This window comes from Streptomyces sp. NPDC057486 (assembly GCF_042802415.1).
Lineage (GTDB): Bacteria > Actinomycetota > Actinomycetes > Streptomycetales > Streptomycetaceae > Streptomyces > Streptomyces yanii.
In genome coordinates this window covers 62,130-77,909 of the sequence record NZ_JBHVEE010000034.1, presented here as the reverse complement: position 1 = coordinate 77,909, position 15,780 = coordinate 62,130, and the positions used below count along the sequence as shown (strand labels likewise).

The following is a 15,780-nucleotide window of genomic DNA, read 5'->3' as shown; positions in this document are numbered from 1 at the left end:
CTCCGCGGCGGCGCCTATTCGTTGCCCGTGCGGAGGCTGCCGCTGCGGGGCTGTGCACGGAATCCGAATCCGTACCGACCCCACCGTTCCACTGCCCTGTGAGGTGTGGCACGATGCTGGCCACCCCCACCCCACGGCTGACGCCCCGCCTTCCCGGCATCGCCGCACCACAGGAACCACAGGAGACATCCCGCGTGCAGACCTCCGAGCTCCCGGACCTCGCGCACACCGACAGCAGGCCGATGCAGTGGCTCGTGACCGCGACCGCCATGGCCGCCGTCGTCGCGGCAGCGGGCATGCTCCAGCCCGATGCCGCCACCGCCTCGGCCTCGACCCCGCACCGCACCGCCACCCAGCACGGCACCGCGCCCGCGGCCGCTCCCGATCCGGCCCGGGCGACCTTCCCGCTGGACTGCGGGACGGTGGGGAGCACCGTCGCCCAGCAGATCGCCGGTGACCTCGACGGCGACGACCGGCCGGAAACCGTCGCCGTGGTCCACTGCGCGGCCGGATCCGGCACCCCGCCGAGCGGTGTCTACGTCCTCACACAGGGAAGCGGGGCCGCACCCCGGGTCGTTGCGACCCTGGTGGACCCCGCCCAGATGATGAGCATCGACCACCTCACCGTGCGTGACGGAATCATCTCCGCCACGCTCCTCGGCTACTCCTCGCCCGAGACCCCGCGCTGCTGTCCCGACCAGCAGGAAAAGGTGACCTGGCAGTGGCGGAACGGTGCCTTCGTCCGCGCCGTGCGGAGCGAAGCGAACAGCGCCTGACCGGTCACTTCCCGTACCCGGCAGGCCGCAGCCGACGGATCAGGCTGCGTCGGGGCCGTAGACCTCGACCCTGTCCGAAACGCGACGTACATGAATGCAGTCGCCCGGGCACTCCTTGGCCGAATCGACCACGTCCTGAAGCAGCGGAAGCGGAACGGGTGTCGTCGCCCCCTTGTCCTGCAACAACTCGTCGTCGCCGCTCTTCACGTACGCCAGACCGTCGATGTCCAGCTCGAAGACCTCGGGCGCGTACTGCACACAGATCCCGTCTCCCGTGCAGAGGTCCTGGTCGATCCAGACCTCCAGGTCCTGCGTGTCGCTGCCGGTGGGAGCGTCCTGCTGCACGGTCATTTCTCCTGCCGTTCCCTGCGTTTCCGAACCAAAAAAAGCCAGCCCTGACGGGTGTTGACCGGTTCGACGATACAACCGGCCGCTTTCCGATGTTGAACGGTGGGTATTCCCCTGGCGTGAGGGAGAGCGCAAGGGTGAAGATCGGACACGCCCCGCAGTCTTTGTGATCTAGGGGTTTCAATCATCACCCACCCAGGTAGGGTCAGGAAGCGTCCAGCTCCCCTTGGAGGAGGTGAGGACCGTGGCAGCCCACGACGACGACATCAACCGCGGCATCCGGCCCGGGCGGGGGTCCGAAGACCCAGCCGGCCAGGTCGCCTATCTTGAGCAGGAAATCGCCGTCCTGCGACGTAAGCTCGCCGACTCTCCGCGCCATACGAGGATTCTCGAAGAGCGGATCGTCGAGTTGCAGACGAACCTCGCAGGCGTGTCCGCACAGAACGAGCGGCTCGCCAACACCCTGCGCGAGGCCCGCGACCAGATCGTGGCCCTCAAGGAGGAAGTCGACCGGCTCGCACAGCCGCCGGCCGGCTTCGGAGTCTTTCTGCAGGGCAACGAGGACGGCACCTGCGACATCTTCACCGGGGGCCGCAAGCTCCGGGTGAACGTCAGTCCCAGTGTCGAGATCGACGACCTCCGGCGCGGCCAGGAAGTCATGCTCAACGAAGCGCTCAACGTGGTCGAGGCCATGGAATTCGAGCGGGCCGGGGACATCGTCACCCTCAAGGAGATTCTTGAGGACGGCGAGCGCGCCCTGGTCATCGGGCACACCGACGAGGAACGGGTGGTACGGCTCGCCGAACCGCTCCTCGACATCAACATCCGGCCCGGCGACGCGCTCCTGCTCGAACCCAGGTCCGGTTACGTCTACGAAGTGGTCCCGAAGAGCGAGGTCGAGGAGCTCGTCCTCGAAGAGGTTCCGGACATCGACTACGACAAGATCGGCGGCCTGGGCGACCAGATCGAGCTGATCCGGGACGCGGTCGAGCTGCCCTACCTCCACCCCGACCTTTTCAAGGAGCACGAACTGCGGCCGCCGAAGGGCATCCTGCTCTACGGCCCGCCCGGCTGCGGCAAGACGCTCATCGCCAAGGCCGTCGCCAACTCCCTGGCCAAGAAGGTCGCGGAAGTCACCGGCCAGCCCGCCGGAAAGAGCTACTTCCTCAACATCAAGGGTCCGGAGCTCCTCAACAAGTATGTCGGTGAGACCGAGCGGCACATCCGCCTCGTCTTCCAGCGGGCCCGCGAGAAGGCCGGTGAGGGTACCCCCGTCATCGTCTTCTTCGACGAGATGGAATCCCTCTTCCGCACCCGCGGATCCGGTGTCAGCTCGGACGTGGAGAACACCATCGTCCCCCAGCTGCTCGCCGAGATCGACGGTGTGGAGGGCCTGGAGAACGTCATCGTGATCGGCGCCTCCAACCGCGAGGACATGATCGACCCCGCGATCCTGCGGCCCGGCCGTCTCGATGTGAAGATCAAGATCGAGCGTCCGGACGCGGAGGCGGCGAAGGACATCTTCGCGAAGTACCTCACGCCTTCGCTGCCGCTGCACGCCGACGATCTCGCCGAGCACACCGGTTCCAAGGAAGCCGCAGCTCACGCCATGATCCAGTCCGTCGTCGAGCGGATGTACACCGAGTCCGAGGAGAACCGCTTCCTCGAAGTCACGTACGCCAACGGCGACAAGGAAGTCCTGTACTTCAAGGACTTCAACTCCGGCGCGATGATCCAGAACATCGTCGACCGGGCCAAGAAGATGGCCATCAAGGCCTTCCTCGACCAGGGCCAGAAGGGCCTTCGCGTCTCCCATCTCCTCCAGGCGTGCGTGGACGAGTTCAAGGAGAACGAGGACCTTCCCAACACCACCAACCCCGACGACTGGGCCAGGATCTCCGGCAAGAAGGGCGAGCGGATCGTCTTCATCCGTACCCTTGTCACCGGAAAGCAGGGCGCAGACACCGGTCGATCCATCGACACGGTGGCAAACACCGGGCAGTACCTGTAGAACGCAGACAGGCTGCGGATGCCCGGCCGGGCATCCGCAGCCGGTTGCTTTCCGGACAGCTCCCACGACACCGGAGCAATGACGTAATTGATCTCCCCACCAGCGCAGAGGCGCTCTAGGCTCTTCCGTACCGCCCAGTCGCGCAGTGCGGGGACGGGCACCGCACACGCACCGGACAAGCAGCGGTACTTGAGCGCCGATCCCGGAAGGGAACGCCGCCGGGCAAGGAGGGCCGCATGACCGTACGGCGAGTAATGGGCATCGAGACGGAGTACGGCATCTCCGTGCCCGGACACCCCAACGCCAATGCCATGCTCACCTCGTCCCAGATCGTCAACGCCTACGCGGCGGCGATGCACCGGGCGCGACGCGCCCGCTGGGACTTCGAGGAGGAGAATCCGCTGCGCGACGCGCGAGGCTTCGACCTCGCCCGCGAAACCGCCGACTCCAGCCAGCTCACCGACGAGGACATCGGCCTCGCCAATGTCATCCTCACCAACGGTGCCCGGCTCTACGTCGACCACGCACACCCCGAGTACAGCTCGCCGGAGATCACCAACCCGCGGGACGCCGTCCTGTGGGACAAGGCCGGCGAACGCGTCATGGCCGAGGCCGCCGAGCGCGCGGCCCAGCTCCCCGGCGCCCAGCCGATCCACCTCTACAAGAACAACACCGACAACAAGGGCGCCTCGTACGGCACGCACGAGAACTACCTGATGAAGCGGGAGACCCCCTTCTCCGACATCGTGCGCCACCTGACCCCGTTCTTCGTCTCCCGCCAGGTCGTCACCGGCGCGGGCCGCGTGGGAATCGGCCAGGACGGCCACGAGCACGGCTTCCAGATCAGCCAGCGGGCGGACTACTTCGAGGTCGAGGTCGGACTCGAAACGACCCTCAAGCGCCCCATCATCAACACCCGCGACGAGCCCCACTCCGACGCCGAGAAGTACCGCCGTCTCCATGTGATCATCGGTGACGCGAATCTGTCGGAGATCTCCACCTATCTGAAGCTCGGCACCACGGCGCTCGTCCTGTCCATGATCGAGGACGGCTTCATCAATGTCGATCTGGCCGTCGACCAGCCGGTGCGCACCCTGCACCAGGTCTCCCACGACCCGACCCTGCAGCATCTGATCACGCTCCGCAGCGGCCGGACACTCACCGCGGTGCAGCTCCAGATGGAGTACTTCGAGCTGGGTCGCAAATACGTCGAGGAGCGGTACGGGGCGGACGCCGACGAGCAGACCAAGGACATCCTGATCCGCTGGGAGGACACCCTCAACCGGCTGGAGAACGATCCGATGAGCCTGTCGGGCGAGCTCGACTGGATCGCAAAGCGGGAGCTCATGGAGGGCTACCGACGCCGCGACGGCCTGGACTGGGACGCGGCCCGGCTGCACCTGGTGGACCTCCAGTACGCGGATGTGAGGCCCGAGAAGGGCCTCTACAACCGTCTCGCGGCCCGCGGGAAGATGAAACGCCTGCTGGACGAGCGCGAAGTCGAGGAGGCCCGTACGAAGCCCCCTGAGGACACCAGGGCGTACTTCCGCGGCCGCTGCCTGGAGCAGTACGCGGACGACGTCGCCGCGGCCTCCTGGGACTCGGTCATCTTCGATCTGCCCGGTCATGACTCGCTGCAGCGGGTCCCCACCCTGGAACCGCTCCGGGGGACCCGTAACCACGTCAAGGAGCTCCTGGACCGCTGTCGCACGGCGGAAGAGCTGGTCCGGGTGCTCTCGGGCGGCTGAAATGGCCACGATCCGGGAATCATCGAGATGACCCCGGGCGTATGGACAAGTACCGGGCCGATGTCGGACCCCGTAGGTAGGGTCTGATCAAGTGCTTCGAACCGAGCGGGGTGAGCTATATGGCGACCAAGGACACCGGCGGCGGACAGCAGAAGGCGACACGCTCCACCGAGGAGGTCGAGGAGCAGGCGCAGGACGCGCAGGCCTCCGAGGACCTCAAGGAGCGGCAGGAGAAGCTGAGCGACGACGTCGACTCGGTGCTGGACGAGATCGATGACGTCCTCGAAGAGAACGCAGAGGACTTCGTCCGTTCATTCGTTCAGAAGGGTGGACAGTAGTTCACCGATGTGAACGACCGGGGAGCGGTGCGGCGCGCGCGGTACGGGAGAAGGCCATCCCGTGCCGCGCGGGCACAGCTGCCTCCGCCGCGCATGTGGATCACCGCCACGGGGCGGGTAGGGTCCGTGGCGTAACCGCATCAACTGCAATTCGGCCATCGGCAAGTTGGGGGATGATCCTGACACCTTGCGCAGGGCCATCGCATACCTGGAGGGAAACGCGTGGAAGCCAACACTCGTAGCACCGGGCGTCTACCAGCTGCCTTCCTGACGCCGGGATCCTCTTCGTTCATGGACTTCCTGTCCGACCATTCTCCCGAGATGCTCCCGGGCAACCGGCAGCTGCCGCCCCTGCAGGGGGCGATCGAGGCGCCGCACGGGACGACCATCGTCGCCGTGACGTTCGCCGGTGGTGTGGTGCTCGCCGGCGACCGGCGGGCGACCATGGGCAACATGATCGCGCAGCGCGACATCGAGAAGGTCTTCCCGGCCGACGAGTACTCGGCGGTGGGCATCGCCGGTACGGCCGGCCTCGCCGTGGAGATGGTCAAGCTCTTCCAGCTGGAACTGGAGCACTTCGAGAAGGTCGAGGGGGTCCAGCTCTCCCTGGAGGGCAAGGCGAACCGGCTCTCCACGATGATCCGCAGCAATCTGGCCATGGCCATGCAGGGCCTCGCCGTGGTTCCGCTCTTCGCCGGCTTCGACGTCGACCGCGAGAAGGGCCGGATCTTCTCGTACGACGTCACCGGTGGCCGCTCCGAGGAGCAGGGCTACGCGTCCACCGGCTCCGGATCGATCTTCGCCCGCGGGGCGATGAAGAAGCTCTACCGCGAGGACCTGACGGAGCAGGAGGCGCTCACCCTGGTCGTGCAGGCGCTGTACGACGCAGCGGACGACGACTCGGCGACCGGCGGTCCCGATGTGGCCCGGCGGATCTATCCGATCGTCACCGTCATCACCGACGAGGGCTTCCGGAGGCTCGCCGATGCGGAATCCTCCGACATCGCGCGGTCGATCCTGGAGCGCCGGATGGAACAGCCCGACGGCCCGCGCGCCGCGCTGCTCTGATCCGGACCCCGGGGCTTCTTCGATGCACTCGTCACTGACAGAAAGGGACGGATAGCCGGTGTCGACGCCGTTCTATGTCTCACCTCAGCAGGCCATGGCCGACCGGGCGGAATACGCCCGGAAGGGCATTGCCCGTGGTCGCAGCCTGGTTGTGCTGCAGTACGCCGACGGCATTGTGTTCGTCGGCGAGAACCCGTCCCGTGCGCTGCACAAGTTCAGCGAGATCTATGACCGGATCGGCTTCGCCGCCGCCGGTAAGTACAACGAGTACGAGAATCTGCGCATCGGCGGCGTCCGTTACGCCGATCTCCGCGGATATACCTACGACCGTGATGATGTGACGGCCCGTGGGCTGGCCAACGTCTATGCGCAGACCCTGGGCACCATTTTCTCCAGTGCGGCGGAGAAGCCGTACGAGGTGGAGCTGGTGGTCGCCGAGGTGGGCACCGAGCCCGAGGGTGATCAGATCTACCGGCTGCCGCACGACGGCTCGATCGTGGACGAGCACGGCTCGGTCGCGGTGGGCGGCAATGCGGAACAGATCAGCACGTTCCTGGATCAGCGCCACCGGGACGGAATGACGCTGGCGGAGGCGCTCAAGCTGGCTGTGCAGGCACTCTCCCGTGATCCCAACGGGAGCGAGCGGGAGATCCCCGCGGAGCGGCTCGAGGTGGCGGTCCTGGACCGCACGCGACCTCAGCAGCGGAAGTTCAAGCGGATCGTCGGGCGGCAGCTGGCACGGCTGCTGGAGGCCGACGGCGGGGCCACGCCGACGGATGCCCCGTCGGACCTGGAGGACGGCGAGGGGGGCGAGGCTCCCACCGATGTCACGAAGTCCTCGGGGGCTTCCGAGTCCGCGGAGCCGCCGGCATCCCCGGAGTAGTCCTGCCGGATGTCCTTGTGCCCCGGTCCACCGTTCGCGGCGGGCCGGGGCATCGTCATGAACGGGGCGGGGGCCCGGAGGAGCCGCGGACGACCAGGTGCACCGGCAGGCTGCCGGGTTCGGCCGGACAGCCGTCGAGCACGGACAGGAGGGCGGTCATGCCGCGCTCGCCGACCTGCTCGGCGGGGAGCTGAACGGTGGTGAGCTCGGGTTCGACGGCGGTCGCCAGAGCCAGGTCGTCGAAGCCGGTGACGGAGAGGTCGTCGGGGACCCGCAGGCCGAGCCGGCGGGCGGCCTTGCAGGCGCCGGCGGCGAGGATGTCGTCGTCGCAGATGATCGCGGTCGGCCGGGGGCCGGGGGCGGCCAGAGCGTGTTCCGTGGCTTCCCGGCCGGCCCGTACGTCGAGCGCCGCCGGAACGGTCCGTACGGAGGCGTCCGGCACGGTCCGCAGGGTGTCGCGGACGGCCCCGGCGCGAACGGCGAAGGTCCAGGAGTCGATGGCCGACGCCAGGTGCAGGAAGCGGCGGTGGCCGAGGGTGAGCAGATGGTCCGTCACCTGTCGCATGCCGTCGGCGATGTCGAGGTTGACCCGGGCCGCTACGCCGGTGTCCGCGGGGTCGCTGTCCAGCATGACCAGAGGCAGGTCGGCGCCGCGCAGGGCGTCGAGGGCATCGGCGGCCATGGACGAGGCGATGACCCCGTCGAGGGCGGCGCGGGCGGAGGCGAAGGGGTCCCTGGCCGGGCCCGTGCCGTCGGGGGAGGGGTAGAGGACGACCCCGAAGTCGTGTTCGGCGGCGACGGCGGCGGCGCCGGTGTAGACACGCGCGAAGAATTCGTTGGTGAGCGCCGGGACCACCAGCAGTGCGGTCCTGGTGCGGCCGAGGCGGAGGCTGCGGGCGGCGAGATTGGGCCGGTAGCCGAGGTCCTGGGTGGCGGCGCGGACGCGCTCGGCGGTCGCCTCGGAGACCCTGCCGCGCCATTTGCCGCCGAGGACGAGCGAGACGGTGGCCTGGGAGACGCCTGCGGCCCGCGCGACGTCGCGGCTGGTGGGCCGGGCCGGGGCGGGCTGGGATGCGCTGGTCACGAGGGACCTCCGGGCTGGGCGGGTGCGGTGCCGGTGCGGGCGGCGAGGTGGACCTGAGGACAGGGCACATGGTACGTATGAAGCTCGACGTTATACGTAAAACCTCAAGGTGTCCGGAAGGCCCTCGGGGGAGAGGGGCGGACATGGCCGCGGGATATCTGGACATCCTCCGGGCGCGGCATGCCGCACGGCTGCTGATCGGCACGCTGGTGGGGCGGCTGCCGAGCGGCACCGCCCACATCGCGATCGTCCTGTTCACCCGGGCCGAGGGCGGCAGCTACACCCTCGCGGGGGCGCTCGCGGCGGTGTACGGCCTGGCCACGGCGGTCGGGCAGCCCCTGCTGGGCCGGGCGGTGGACCTGTACGGCCAGCCCCGCGTCCAGCTCCCGGCGTCCGTCGTCTCCGCGCTGGGCATGTTCCTGCTGGCTCTGGTGGGCCTCGGATCGCTTCCGCTGGCGTACGGGGCCGTGATCGTGGCAGGGCTGTTCACGCCGCCGCTGGAGGGCGGCCTGCGGGCGCTGTGGCCGACGGTCCTGGGGAGGGAGGACCGGGTGCACCGGGCGTACGCCATGGACGCGGTGGCCCAGGAGGTCATGTTCACCGTGGGCCCGCTGCTGGTGACGGTGCTGGTCTCGCTCTGGTCGCCCGCCGCCGCGCTGCTCGTCATCAACACCATAGGAGTGCTGGGCGCGCTCTCCGTGGTGGTGTCGGAGCCCTCCCGGACCTGGCGCTCGGCGCCCCGAGAGGCGCACTGGCTGGGCGCGCTGCGCTCGCCGGGGCTGCTGGCGCTTCTCGGGTCCTTCTTCTTCGTCGGGCTCGCGCTGGGCTCGATCACGGTGGCGGGCGTCGCGTACGCCGACGACCACGGCCTGGAGGCGGTCTACGGCTGGCTGATGGCCGCGCTCGGCCTCGGCGCGCTGATCGGCGGCGCGGTGTACGGGGCACGTCAGTGGGCCGGGGCGCCGGAGCGCCGGCTGCGGGTCATCGTCGCGCTGCTGGCCCTCGGCTATCTGCCGCTGATGCTGACACCCGGTGTGGTGGCGATGACCGCCCTGGCCGCGCTCGCCGGGGTGTTCCTGGCGCCGGCGATCGCGTGCTCGTTCATCGTGGTGGACCGGCATGCTCCGCGGGGCACGGTGACGGAGGCGTTCTCCTGGCTCGTGACGACGTTCGGGGTGGGCGCGGCGGCGGGAACGGCTGTGGCGGGCCCGGCCGTCGAGCTGGGCGGTACGGCGTGGAGCTTCGCCGTCGCGGGGGCCGGTGGAGTGGCCGCACTGATGGTTCTGCTGGCGACGGGAAGGGTCCTCGCAGTTTCCGGGCGTACGGACGTTTCCGCGCAGGGATCGGAAAATGATCGAAACGGTGCTGTCCAACCCGGTTTCAGCTCGGGCCATCAGGCGTAATGTTCAGTCATGGACCGCCGCATTTTCGGGCTGGAGAACGAGTACGGCGTCACGTGCACGTTCAGGGGACAGCGCCGACTGTCTCCTGACGAAGTGGCGCGCTACCTCTTCCGCCGTGTCGTGTCATGGGGCCGCAGCAGCAATGTCTTTCTGCGGAACGGCGCCCGCCTCTACCTCGACGTGGGATCGCATCCGGAATATGCAACCCCCGAATGCGACAATCTGACCGAGCTGGTCACCCACGACAAGGCCGGCGAGCGCATTCTCGAAGGCCTGCTTGTCGATGCCGAACGCCGCCTGCACGAGGAGGGAATCGCGGGCGACGTCTATCTCTTCAAGAACAACACCGATTCGGCGGGAAACTCCTACGGGTGCCACGAGAACTACCTCGTGGCGCGGCACGGAGAATTCTCCCGGCTCGCGGACATCCTCATTCCCTTCCTCGTCACGAGGCAGCTGCTCTGCGGCGCGGGCAAGGTGCTGCAGACCCCGCGCGGCGCGGTCTACTGCGTCAGCCAGCGTGCCGAGCACATCTGGGAGGGCGTCAGCTCCGCGACGACGCGCTCCCGTCCGATCATCAACACCCGCGACGAACCGCACGCGGACGCGGAGCGGTACCGCCGCCTCCATGTCATCGTCGGTGACTCCAACATGTCCGAGACGACGATGCTGCTCAAGGTCGGCGCGACGGACCTGGTGCTCCGCATGATCGAAGCGGGCACGGTGATGCGTGATCTGACGCTGGAGAACCCGATCCGGGCGATCCGTGAGGTCAGCCACGACATCACGGGACAGCGCAAGGTACGCCTCGCCAGCGGCCGCGAGGCATCCGCCATCGAGGTGCAGCGGGAGTACTACGAGAAGGCCGTGGACTTCGTCGACCGCCGCGGCATTCGCACCGGCACGGTCGAACAGGTCCTGGAGCTGTGGGGCCGTACGCTCGACGCGATCGAGACCGAGGACCTCGACCGGATCGGGACCGAGATCGACTGGGTGATGAAGTACAAGCTCATCGAGCGGTACCGGGCCAAGCACAACATGACGATGTCGCATCCGCGGGTTGCCCAGATAGACCTCGCCTACCACGACATCCACCGGCGGCGCGGGCTGTACTACCTGCTGGAGCGCAAGGGGCAGGCAGCCCGCATCTGCAACGACCTGAAGATCTTCGAGGGCAAGTCCGTGCCCCCGCAGACCACCCGGGCGCGGCTGCGCGGTGACTTCATCCGAAGGGCCCAGGAGCAGCGGCGGGACTTCACCGTCGACTGGGTCCACCTCAAGCTCAACGACCAGGCGCAGCGTACGGTGTTGTGCAAGGACCCGTTCCGCTCCGTGGACGATCGAGTGGAAAAGCTGATCGCGGGTATGTGAGCCGGCGCAGGACGCGCCTCGGCTCTTGTGCGACTCGGGCCCCGTACGTCCTCGTACGGGGCCCTGTGCACGCCCTAGAGTGTCGGGGACCCAACCAACTGTGCCGTCTGAGATCTGAGGAACCAGTGCGCCGACTTGCCGGCCTTCTCGTTGTCCCCCTGCTGCTGCTGACAGCGGCGTGCGGCGGCGGCGACGACAAGGGATCCGACTCCGCTTCAGCCTCCGCCTCGAAGAACGCATTCCCCGCGATCACCGCGGGTGTGAAGTTCGGCGAGAAGCCCACCCTGGCCAAGGGAGAGGGCGATCCTCCCAAGGATCTGAAGACACGTGTCGTCAGTGAGGGAAAGGGCGCGGCGCTGAAGAACGGCGACGCGATCCAGGTCAACTACCTCGGACAGGCGTGGGACTCCACGAAGCCGTTCGACAACAGTTTCGACCGTAAGCAGCCGTTCGATCTGACCCTCGGTGCCGGCATGGTCATCAAGGGCTGGGACCAGGGGCTCCTCGGGAAGAAGGTCGGCAGCCGCGTCCAGCTCGTCATCCCGCCGGACCTCGGTTACGGCGCGCAGGGGCAGGGCGACATCAAGCCGAACGCCACCCTCGTCTTCGTCGTGGACATCCTGAAGGCGACGCACATCCCGGCGTCGGCCGAGGGCACTGCTGTCGCCCAGAACAACAGCGAGCTGCCGAAGGTGGGCACCAACACCGACGGCAAGGCTCCGACGGTCAAGATCCCGGAGAAGACCGACCCGCCGAAGAAGCTCGTCTCCAATTACATCCTGGAGTCCAAGGGCGAGGTCATCAAGGAGACCGACAGCGTCGTCGTGAACTACGTGGGCCTGCTGTGGAAGGACGGAAAGACGTTCGACAGCACGTACGCCACGGGCAAGACCCAGACCTTCCCGCTGGCCCAGGTGACCCTCAAGGGGCTGAAGAACGGGCTGATCGGCAAGAAGATCGGCAGCCGTGTCCTGCTGGTCATCCCGCCGGACCAGGCCTTCGGCGACAAGGCGCAGCAGTCCATCCCCGCCAATGCCACGCTGGTCTTCGCCGTGGACCTGCTGGCGAAGATGTAAGACTGTCCCGGTTGCCCAGTTATTCATGTGGAGGAGCAGTTCAGTGAGCATCGAGAAGCCCGAGATCGACTTCCCGGGCGGCGAGCCGCCGGCCGACCTGGAGATCAAGGACATCTGGGAGGGCGACGGTGCGGTCGCCAAGGCCGGCGACATGGTCAAGGTCCACTACGTGGGCGTGGCCTTCTCCACCGGCGAGGAGTTCGACGCCTCGTGGAACCGCGGCACCCCGCTGCAGTTCCAGCTCGGCGTCGGTCAGGTCATCTCCGGCTGGGACCAGGGCGTGCAGGGCATGAAGGTCGGCGGCCGTCGCCAGCTGACCATCCCCGCGCACCTCGCGTACGGTGACCGCGGCGCCGGCGGCCGTATCGCCCCCGGCGAGACGCTGATCTTCGTCTGCGACCTGATCGCCGTCTGATCCGTCCCGCGGACGCATCACGAGGGCCCGTGCCGGACGGCACGGGCCCTCGTTCCGTGGAGCGTGGGCTCCAGGAGGGTGCTGAAGATCTTGGCCGCTCCCGCGCGCCGAGATCTTCAGTACCCTCCTCGCTTTTGTCCGGACACTCCGGAGCGGTACGGTCGAGGGTCGTAGAGCACGTAGAGAAAGGGCGCCGATGGCGATTGCCAAGGCCGAGCGGCTGATGAACCTGGCGCTGTGCCTCCTGGGGACCCGGCGCCCGCTCAGCAAGCGCGAGCTGCGCGGTTCCATCGAGGCCTATCTGGAAGCAGGCTCCGACGAAGCCTTCAACCGGATGTTCGAGCGGGACAAGGACGATCTGCGCGAGCTCGGTCTGGTCATCGAGACCGTGGAGAACCTGGACGGCGACATCGGCTATCTGGCCCGCCGGGACAGCAACCGGCTGCCGCCGATCACGCTGGACGCCGAGGAGGCCGCGGCGCTGGGGCTGGCGGCAAAGGTGTGGCAGCAGGCCCGGCTCGCGGGGGCGGCCAGCGGCGCGCTCCAGAAGCTCCGGGCCGCCGGGATGCCGGAGGCCGAGGACGCGTACGAGGTGCACAGTGCCCTCGAACCCCGTATCCCGGTCCATGAGGCAGCGTTCGAGCCGTTGATGCTGGCGTGCCGCGACCGCCGGCCGGTCACCTTCGACTACCGCAAGGCCAATGCCGCCCGCCCGGAGCAGCGCCAGGTCGAGCCCTGGACGCTCGAGTGCTGGCGCGGGCACTGGTATCTGGCCGGCTGGGACCGTGACCGTCGTGCCGAGCGGGTGTTCCGCCTGTCCCGGATCACCGGCCGGGTCCGTTCGCGGGCCGGGGTGTTCACCGCCGAGGTGCCCGACGTGGTGACGGTCCGGGAGACCGTCGAGAGCTGGGCCGGGGAGACGGCGACCCGGACCGCGCTGATCCGGTTGCGGTCCGGCTCCGGATACCCGCTGCGCTCGCGGGCGATATCGGTGAGGGAACTCGGCGACGGCTGGGATGAGTTGGAGATTCCGTACGGACACGGTCTCGACGCCTGGCTCGTCGAATTCGGCCCGGACGTGGTCGTGCAGGAACCCGCGGATCTGCGGGCCGATGTGGTCGACCGGCTGCGCGCCGTGGCCAAGGACTGAGGGGGGACCGTATTCATGGCGACGAACGCGATCGACCAGACGCGCCGGATGCTGTCCCTCGTGACGTATCTGAGGGAGCGCCCCGGAGCCCATGTCCAGGACGTGGCCCGGGCCTTCGGGATCACCGAGGACGAGCTGATCTCGGACCTCGACGTCCTGCCCATGTGCGGGACGAGCTTCCGTGGCGGCGATCTGCTGGACATCGACACCGACGGTGACCGGATCTGGTGGCACAACCCGGACGACGTGGCGGAGCCGCTGCGGCTCGCGGCGGACGAGGCGACGGCCCTGCTGGTCGCGGCGCGCGCCGTGGCGACGCTGCCGGGGCTGCGGGAGAGCGACCGGCAGGCACTGCTGCGGGCCACCGCCAAGCTGGAGACGGCGGCCGGTGAGGTCGGGGCGGCGAGCTCCCGGCTCTCGGTCACTTTCGAGTCCGAGGGCGGCGTCTTCGCCGATGTCGACCGGGCTATCTCGGAGCGGCGCCGGCTCTGGCTGCGGTACTACTCACCCGCGCGCGACGAGCTCACCGAGCGTGAGGTGGACCCGATCCGACTGTTCGCCGTGGGGCATACGTACATGGAGGCCTGGTGCAGGTCCTCCGAGGACCGGCGTACGTTCCGGCTCGACCGGGTCGCCGAGATCCGGCTGCTGGACGAGCCGTCCGCACCGCCGGAGCTGGAACTGAGGGACCTGTCCGAGGGGCTGGTGCAACCGGCGGCCGAGGACCCCGAGGTGGTGATCGAGGTCGGGCCCGGTGGCCGGTGGGTCGCCGAGTACTACCCGCACGACAGCGCGGAGGAACTGGCCGACGGCGGACTGCGGATCACCTTGCGCACGCCCGATCCGGCGTCGCTGCGCAGGCTTGCGCTGCGGCTCGGCGGGGAAGGGCGCATCGTCGCCCCGCCGGAGCTGGCGCGGAGCGCGCAGCAGGCGGCGCGGGCAGCGCTCGCCGCCTACGACGGCCCTGCCTGAGCGGATACCTGAGGAGATATGAGCAATATGTCTGTGATGTCGGGTATCTCAACTGTGGTGGTTCCGGAGTCCGTACGGTTCAAGGCGGCCTGCCCGGACTGTCGCGGGCGCTTCGAGCTCGCGGCGGGTGCCCTGCGCCTCGCCATCGGCTCCAGCCGTCGCACCACGTTCTACTCGTTCACCTGCCCCGAGTGCGGCGCCGCCGTCCGCAAGCCCGCCGGGGAGCGGATAGTGGAACTCCTCACAGGCGGGGGCGTGCGCACTCTGCGCCTCCACACCAGCCTTCAGAACCCCTGACCCACGGACTCCCGGCCCCTGTGACACCTAGACAACATCGAGGCTCTGCGCATGTTCTGGCCCATGCTCGCCATCGCCCTGGGATTCCTCGGGATCGCCGTCCTCGGCGTGCTGGCCATCAGGGTGTTCGTCGAGGCCCAGCGCCTGGGGCACCAGGTGACCCAGACCACTCGGCGCATCAACCGGGCGGCCGAGGATCTCGAACGGGCCGCAACCGATCTCGCCGCCACCGGCGAGGCGTTGCGCTGACACGGACCGGGAAGCTGTGCGCCGGACCGGTCGATCGGGGCGGGCAGGGCCTCCTGTTTCTCAGGTTCGGAGGGTACGCTGCTGGTGGCGGCCCTGAGAGCGAGGCGTGGGCCGTAATCGCAAGGATGCATGGGTATTGCCCTGCGTTTACTCCTGCGGGATACGATCGCTGACAGTACGAAGATCGGACGTCTGTCCGACGCTCGATCAGCCCCACCCCTGCTGCCTCGGTGAGAAGGTACACGCATATGTTCGGAAGGCTCGGAGCTCCCGAGATCATCCTGATCCTCGTCGTCATTGTTCTGCTGTTCGGCGCGAAGAAGCTTCCTGACATGGCTCGCTCGCTCGGCAAGTCGGCCCGCATCCTCAAGAGCGAGGCCAAGGCCATGAAGTCCGAGGGCGCCGCGACGGCCACCCCCGCGGACCCGCCGAACGATGCCGCCCAGGACCAGAGCGCCCAGCGCACCATCAAGGCCGCGCCCGGCGATGTGACGAGCTCGCGTCCGGTTGCCGAGCCGACCGACTCGACCAACCGCTGACAACCGGGCCGACGCAGGCGCCGTGATGGTGACGGCCTGCTGCACGAGATGA

At 68.3% G+C, this 15,780-nt stretch carries 18 protein-coding genes; 16 read left to right on the top strand and 2 right to left on the bottom strand.

Features of this window, described 5'->3' with window-relative positions; genetic code table 11:
- Window positions 1–194 precede the first annotated feature (194 nt).
- Window positions 195–776 carry a hypothetical protein gene (locus ACFU6I_RS18370; protein ID WP_384367473.1) on the top strand — a complete coding sequence of 194 codons (582 nt, stop codon included), beginning with the start codon at window positions 195–197 and terminating at the stop codon, window positions 774–776.
- Between the two features lie 39 nt (window positions 777–815).
- Here ACFU6I_RS18370 and ACFU6I_RS18365 read toward each other — a convergent pair whose 3' ends face one another.
- The gene (locus tag ACFU6I_RS18365) at window positions 816–1,127 is read right to left on the bottom strand and encodes a ferredoxin (RefSeq protein WP_327247296.1); all 312 of its coding nucleotides are present in this window, start codon (window positions 1,125–1,127) and stop codon (window positions 816–818) included.
- Between the two features lie 241 nt (window positions 1,128–1,368).
- Between ACFU6I_RS18365 and arc the strand changes: the two genes are divergently transcribed.
- From arc to prcA, 6 genes are all read left to right on the top strand, one after another.
- Window positions 1,369–3,135: a proteasome ATPase gene (gene arc, locus ACFU6I_RS18360; RefSeq protein WP_345513030.1), complete on the top strand. Its 1,767-nt coding sequence runs from the start codon at window positions 1,369–1,371 to the stop codon at window positions 3,133–3,135.
- Window positions 3,136–3,371: 236 nt separating this feature from the next.
- Entirely contained in the window at window positions 3,372–4,883 is a 1,512-nt protein-coding gene (gene dop / locus ACFU6I_RS18355) for a depupylase/deamidase Dop (protein ID WP_345513031.1), read from the top strand.
- Between the two features lie 119 nt (window positions 4,884–5,002).
- Window positions 5,003–5,221, top strand: a complete 219-nt coding sequence (locus ACFU6I_RS18350; RefSeq protein WP_016325855.1) for a ubiquitin-like protein Pup — start codon at window positions 5,003–5,005, stop codon at window positions 5,219–5,221.
- A gap of 166 nt (window positions 5,222–5,387) precedes the next feature.
- Window positions 5,388–5,492, top strand: coding sequence for a hypothetical protein (locus ACFU6I_RS18345; protein WP_376344573.1), 105 nt, complete (start codon window positions 5,388–5,390; stop codon window positions 5,490–5,492).
- Window positions 5,444–6,289 carry a proteasome subunit beta gene (gene prcB, locus ACFU6I_RS18340; RefSeq protein WP_345513032.1) on the top strand — a complete coding sequence of 282 codons (846 nt, stop codon included), beginning with the start codon at window positions 5,444–5,446 and terminating at the stop codon, window positions 6,287–6,289. Before ACFU6I_RS18345 ends, prcB begins: the two co-directional genes overlap by 49 nt.
- Before the next feature lie 58 nt (window positions 6,290–6,347).
- Window positions 6,348–7,172 (top strand): proteasome subunit alpha, encoded by an 825-nt coding sequence (prcA, locus tag ACFU6I_RS18335; protein ID WP_384367464.1) that lies wholly within the window; start codon window positions 6,348–6,350, stop codon window positions 7,170–7,172.
- Between the two features lie 55 nt (window positions 7,173–7,227).
- Here the strand turns inward: prcA and ACFU6I_RS18330 are convergent, their stop codons facing one another.
- Window positions 7,228–8,256, bottom strand: a complete 1,029-nt coding sequence (locus tag ACFU6I_RS18330; RefSeq protein ID WP_384367460.1) for a LacI family DNA-binding transcriptional regulator — start codon at window positions 8,254–8,256, stop codon at window positions 7,228–7,230.
- A gap of 143 nt (window positions 8,257–8,399) precedes the next feature.
- Here ACFU6I_RS18330 and ACFU6I_RS18325 point away from each other — a divergent pair, with 143 nt between their 5' ends.
- From ACFU6I_RS18325 to tatA, 9 genes are all read left to right on the top strand, one after another.
- Entirely contained in the window at window positions 8,400–9,659 is a 1,260-nt protein-coding gene (locus tag ACFU6I_RS18325; protein ID WP_384367457.1) for an MFS transporter, read from the top strand.
- A 9-nt stretch (window positions 9,660–9,668) separates the two neighbouring features.
- Entirely contained in the window at window positions 9,669–11,030 is a 1,362-nt protein-coding gene (gene pafA / locus ACFU6I_RS18320; protein ID WP_266987634.1) for a Pup--protein ligase, read from the top strand.
- 125 nt (window positions 11,031–11,155) lie between these two features.
- Window positions 11,156–12,106 (top strand): FKBP-type peptidyl-prolyl cis-trans isomerase, encoded by a 951-nt coding sequence (locus ACFU6I_RS18315; protein ID WP_384367454.1) that lies wholly within the window; start codon window positions 11,156–11,158, stop codon window positions 12,104–12,106.
- A 43-nt stretch (window positions 12,107–12,149) separates the two neighbouring features.
- Window positions 12,150–12,521: an FKBP-type peptidyl-prolyl cis-trans isomerase gene (locus tag ACFU6I_RS18310; RefSeq protein ID WP_345513039.1), complete on the top strand. Its 372-nt coding sequence runs from the start codon at window positions 12,150–12,152 to the stop codon at window positions 12,519–12,521.
- A 196-nt stretch (window positions 12,522–12,717) separates the two neighbouring features.
- Window positions 12,718–13,671, top strand: a complete 954-nt coding sequence (locus tag ACFU6I_RS18305) for a WYL domain-containing protein (RefSeq protein WP_345513040.1) — start codon at window positions 12,718–12,720, stop codon at window positions 13,669–13,671.
- 15 nt (window positions 13,672–13,686) lie between these two features.
- Window positions 13,687–14,643: a helix-turn-helix transcriptional regulator gene (locus ACFU6I_RS18300; protein ID WP_384367451.1), complete on the top strand. Its 957-nt coding sequence runs from the start codon at window positions 13,687–13,689 to the stop codon at window positions 14,641–14,643.
- 18 nt (window positions 14,644–14,661) lie between these two features.
- A complete protein-coding gene (locus tag ACFU6I_RS18295; protein WP_266987643.1) occupies window positions 14,662–14,940 on the top strand; it encodes a hypothetical protein in 279 nt (92 codons plus the stop codon).
- A gap of 51 nt (window positions 14,941–14,991) precedes the next feature.
- On the top strand, window positions 14,992–15,189 hold the full coding sequence (locus ACFU6I_RS18290; protein ID WP_384367448.1) for a hypothetical protein: 198 nt from the start codon (window positions 14,992–14,994) through the stop codon (window positions 15,187–15,189).
- Window positions 15,190–15,437: 248 nt separating this feature from the next.
- Window positions 15,438–15,728 carry a Sec-independent protein translocase subunit TatA gene (gene tatA / locus ACFU6I_RS18285; protein ID WP_345513044.1) on the top strand — a complete coding sequence of 97 codons (291 nt, stop codon included), beginning with the start codon at window positions 15,438–15,440 and terminating at the stop codon, window positions 15,726–15,728.
- The last annotated feature ends 52 nt before the right edge of the window (window positions 15,729–15,780 follow it).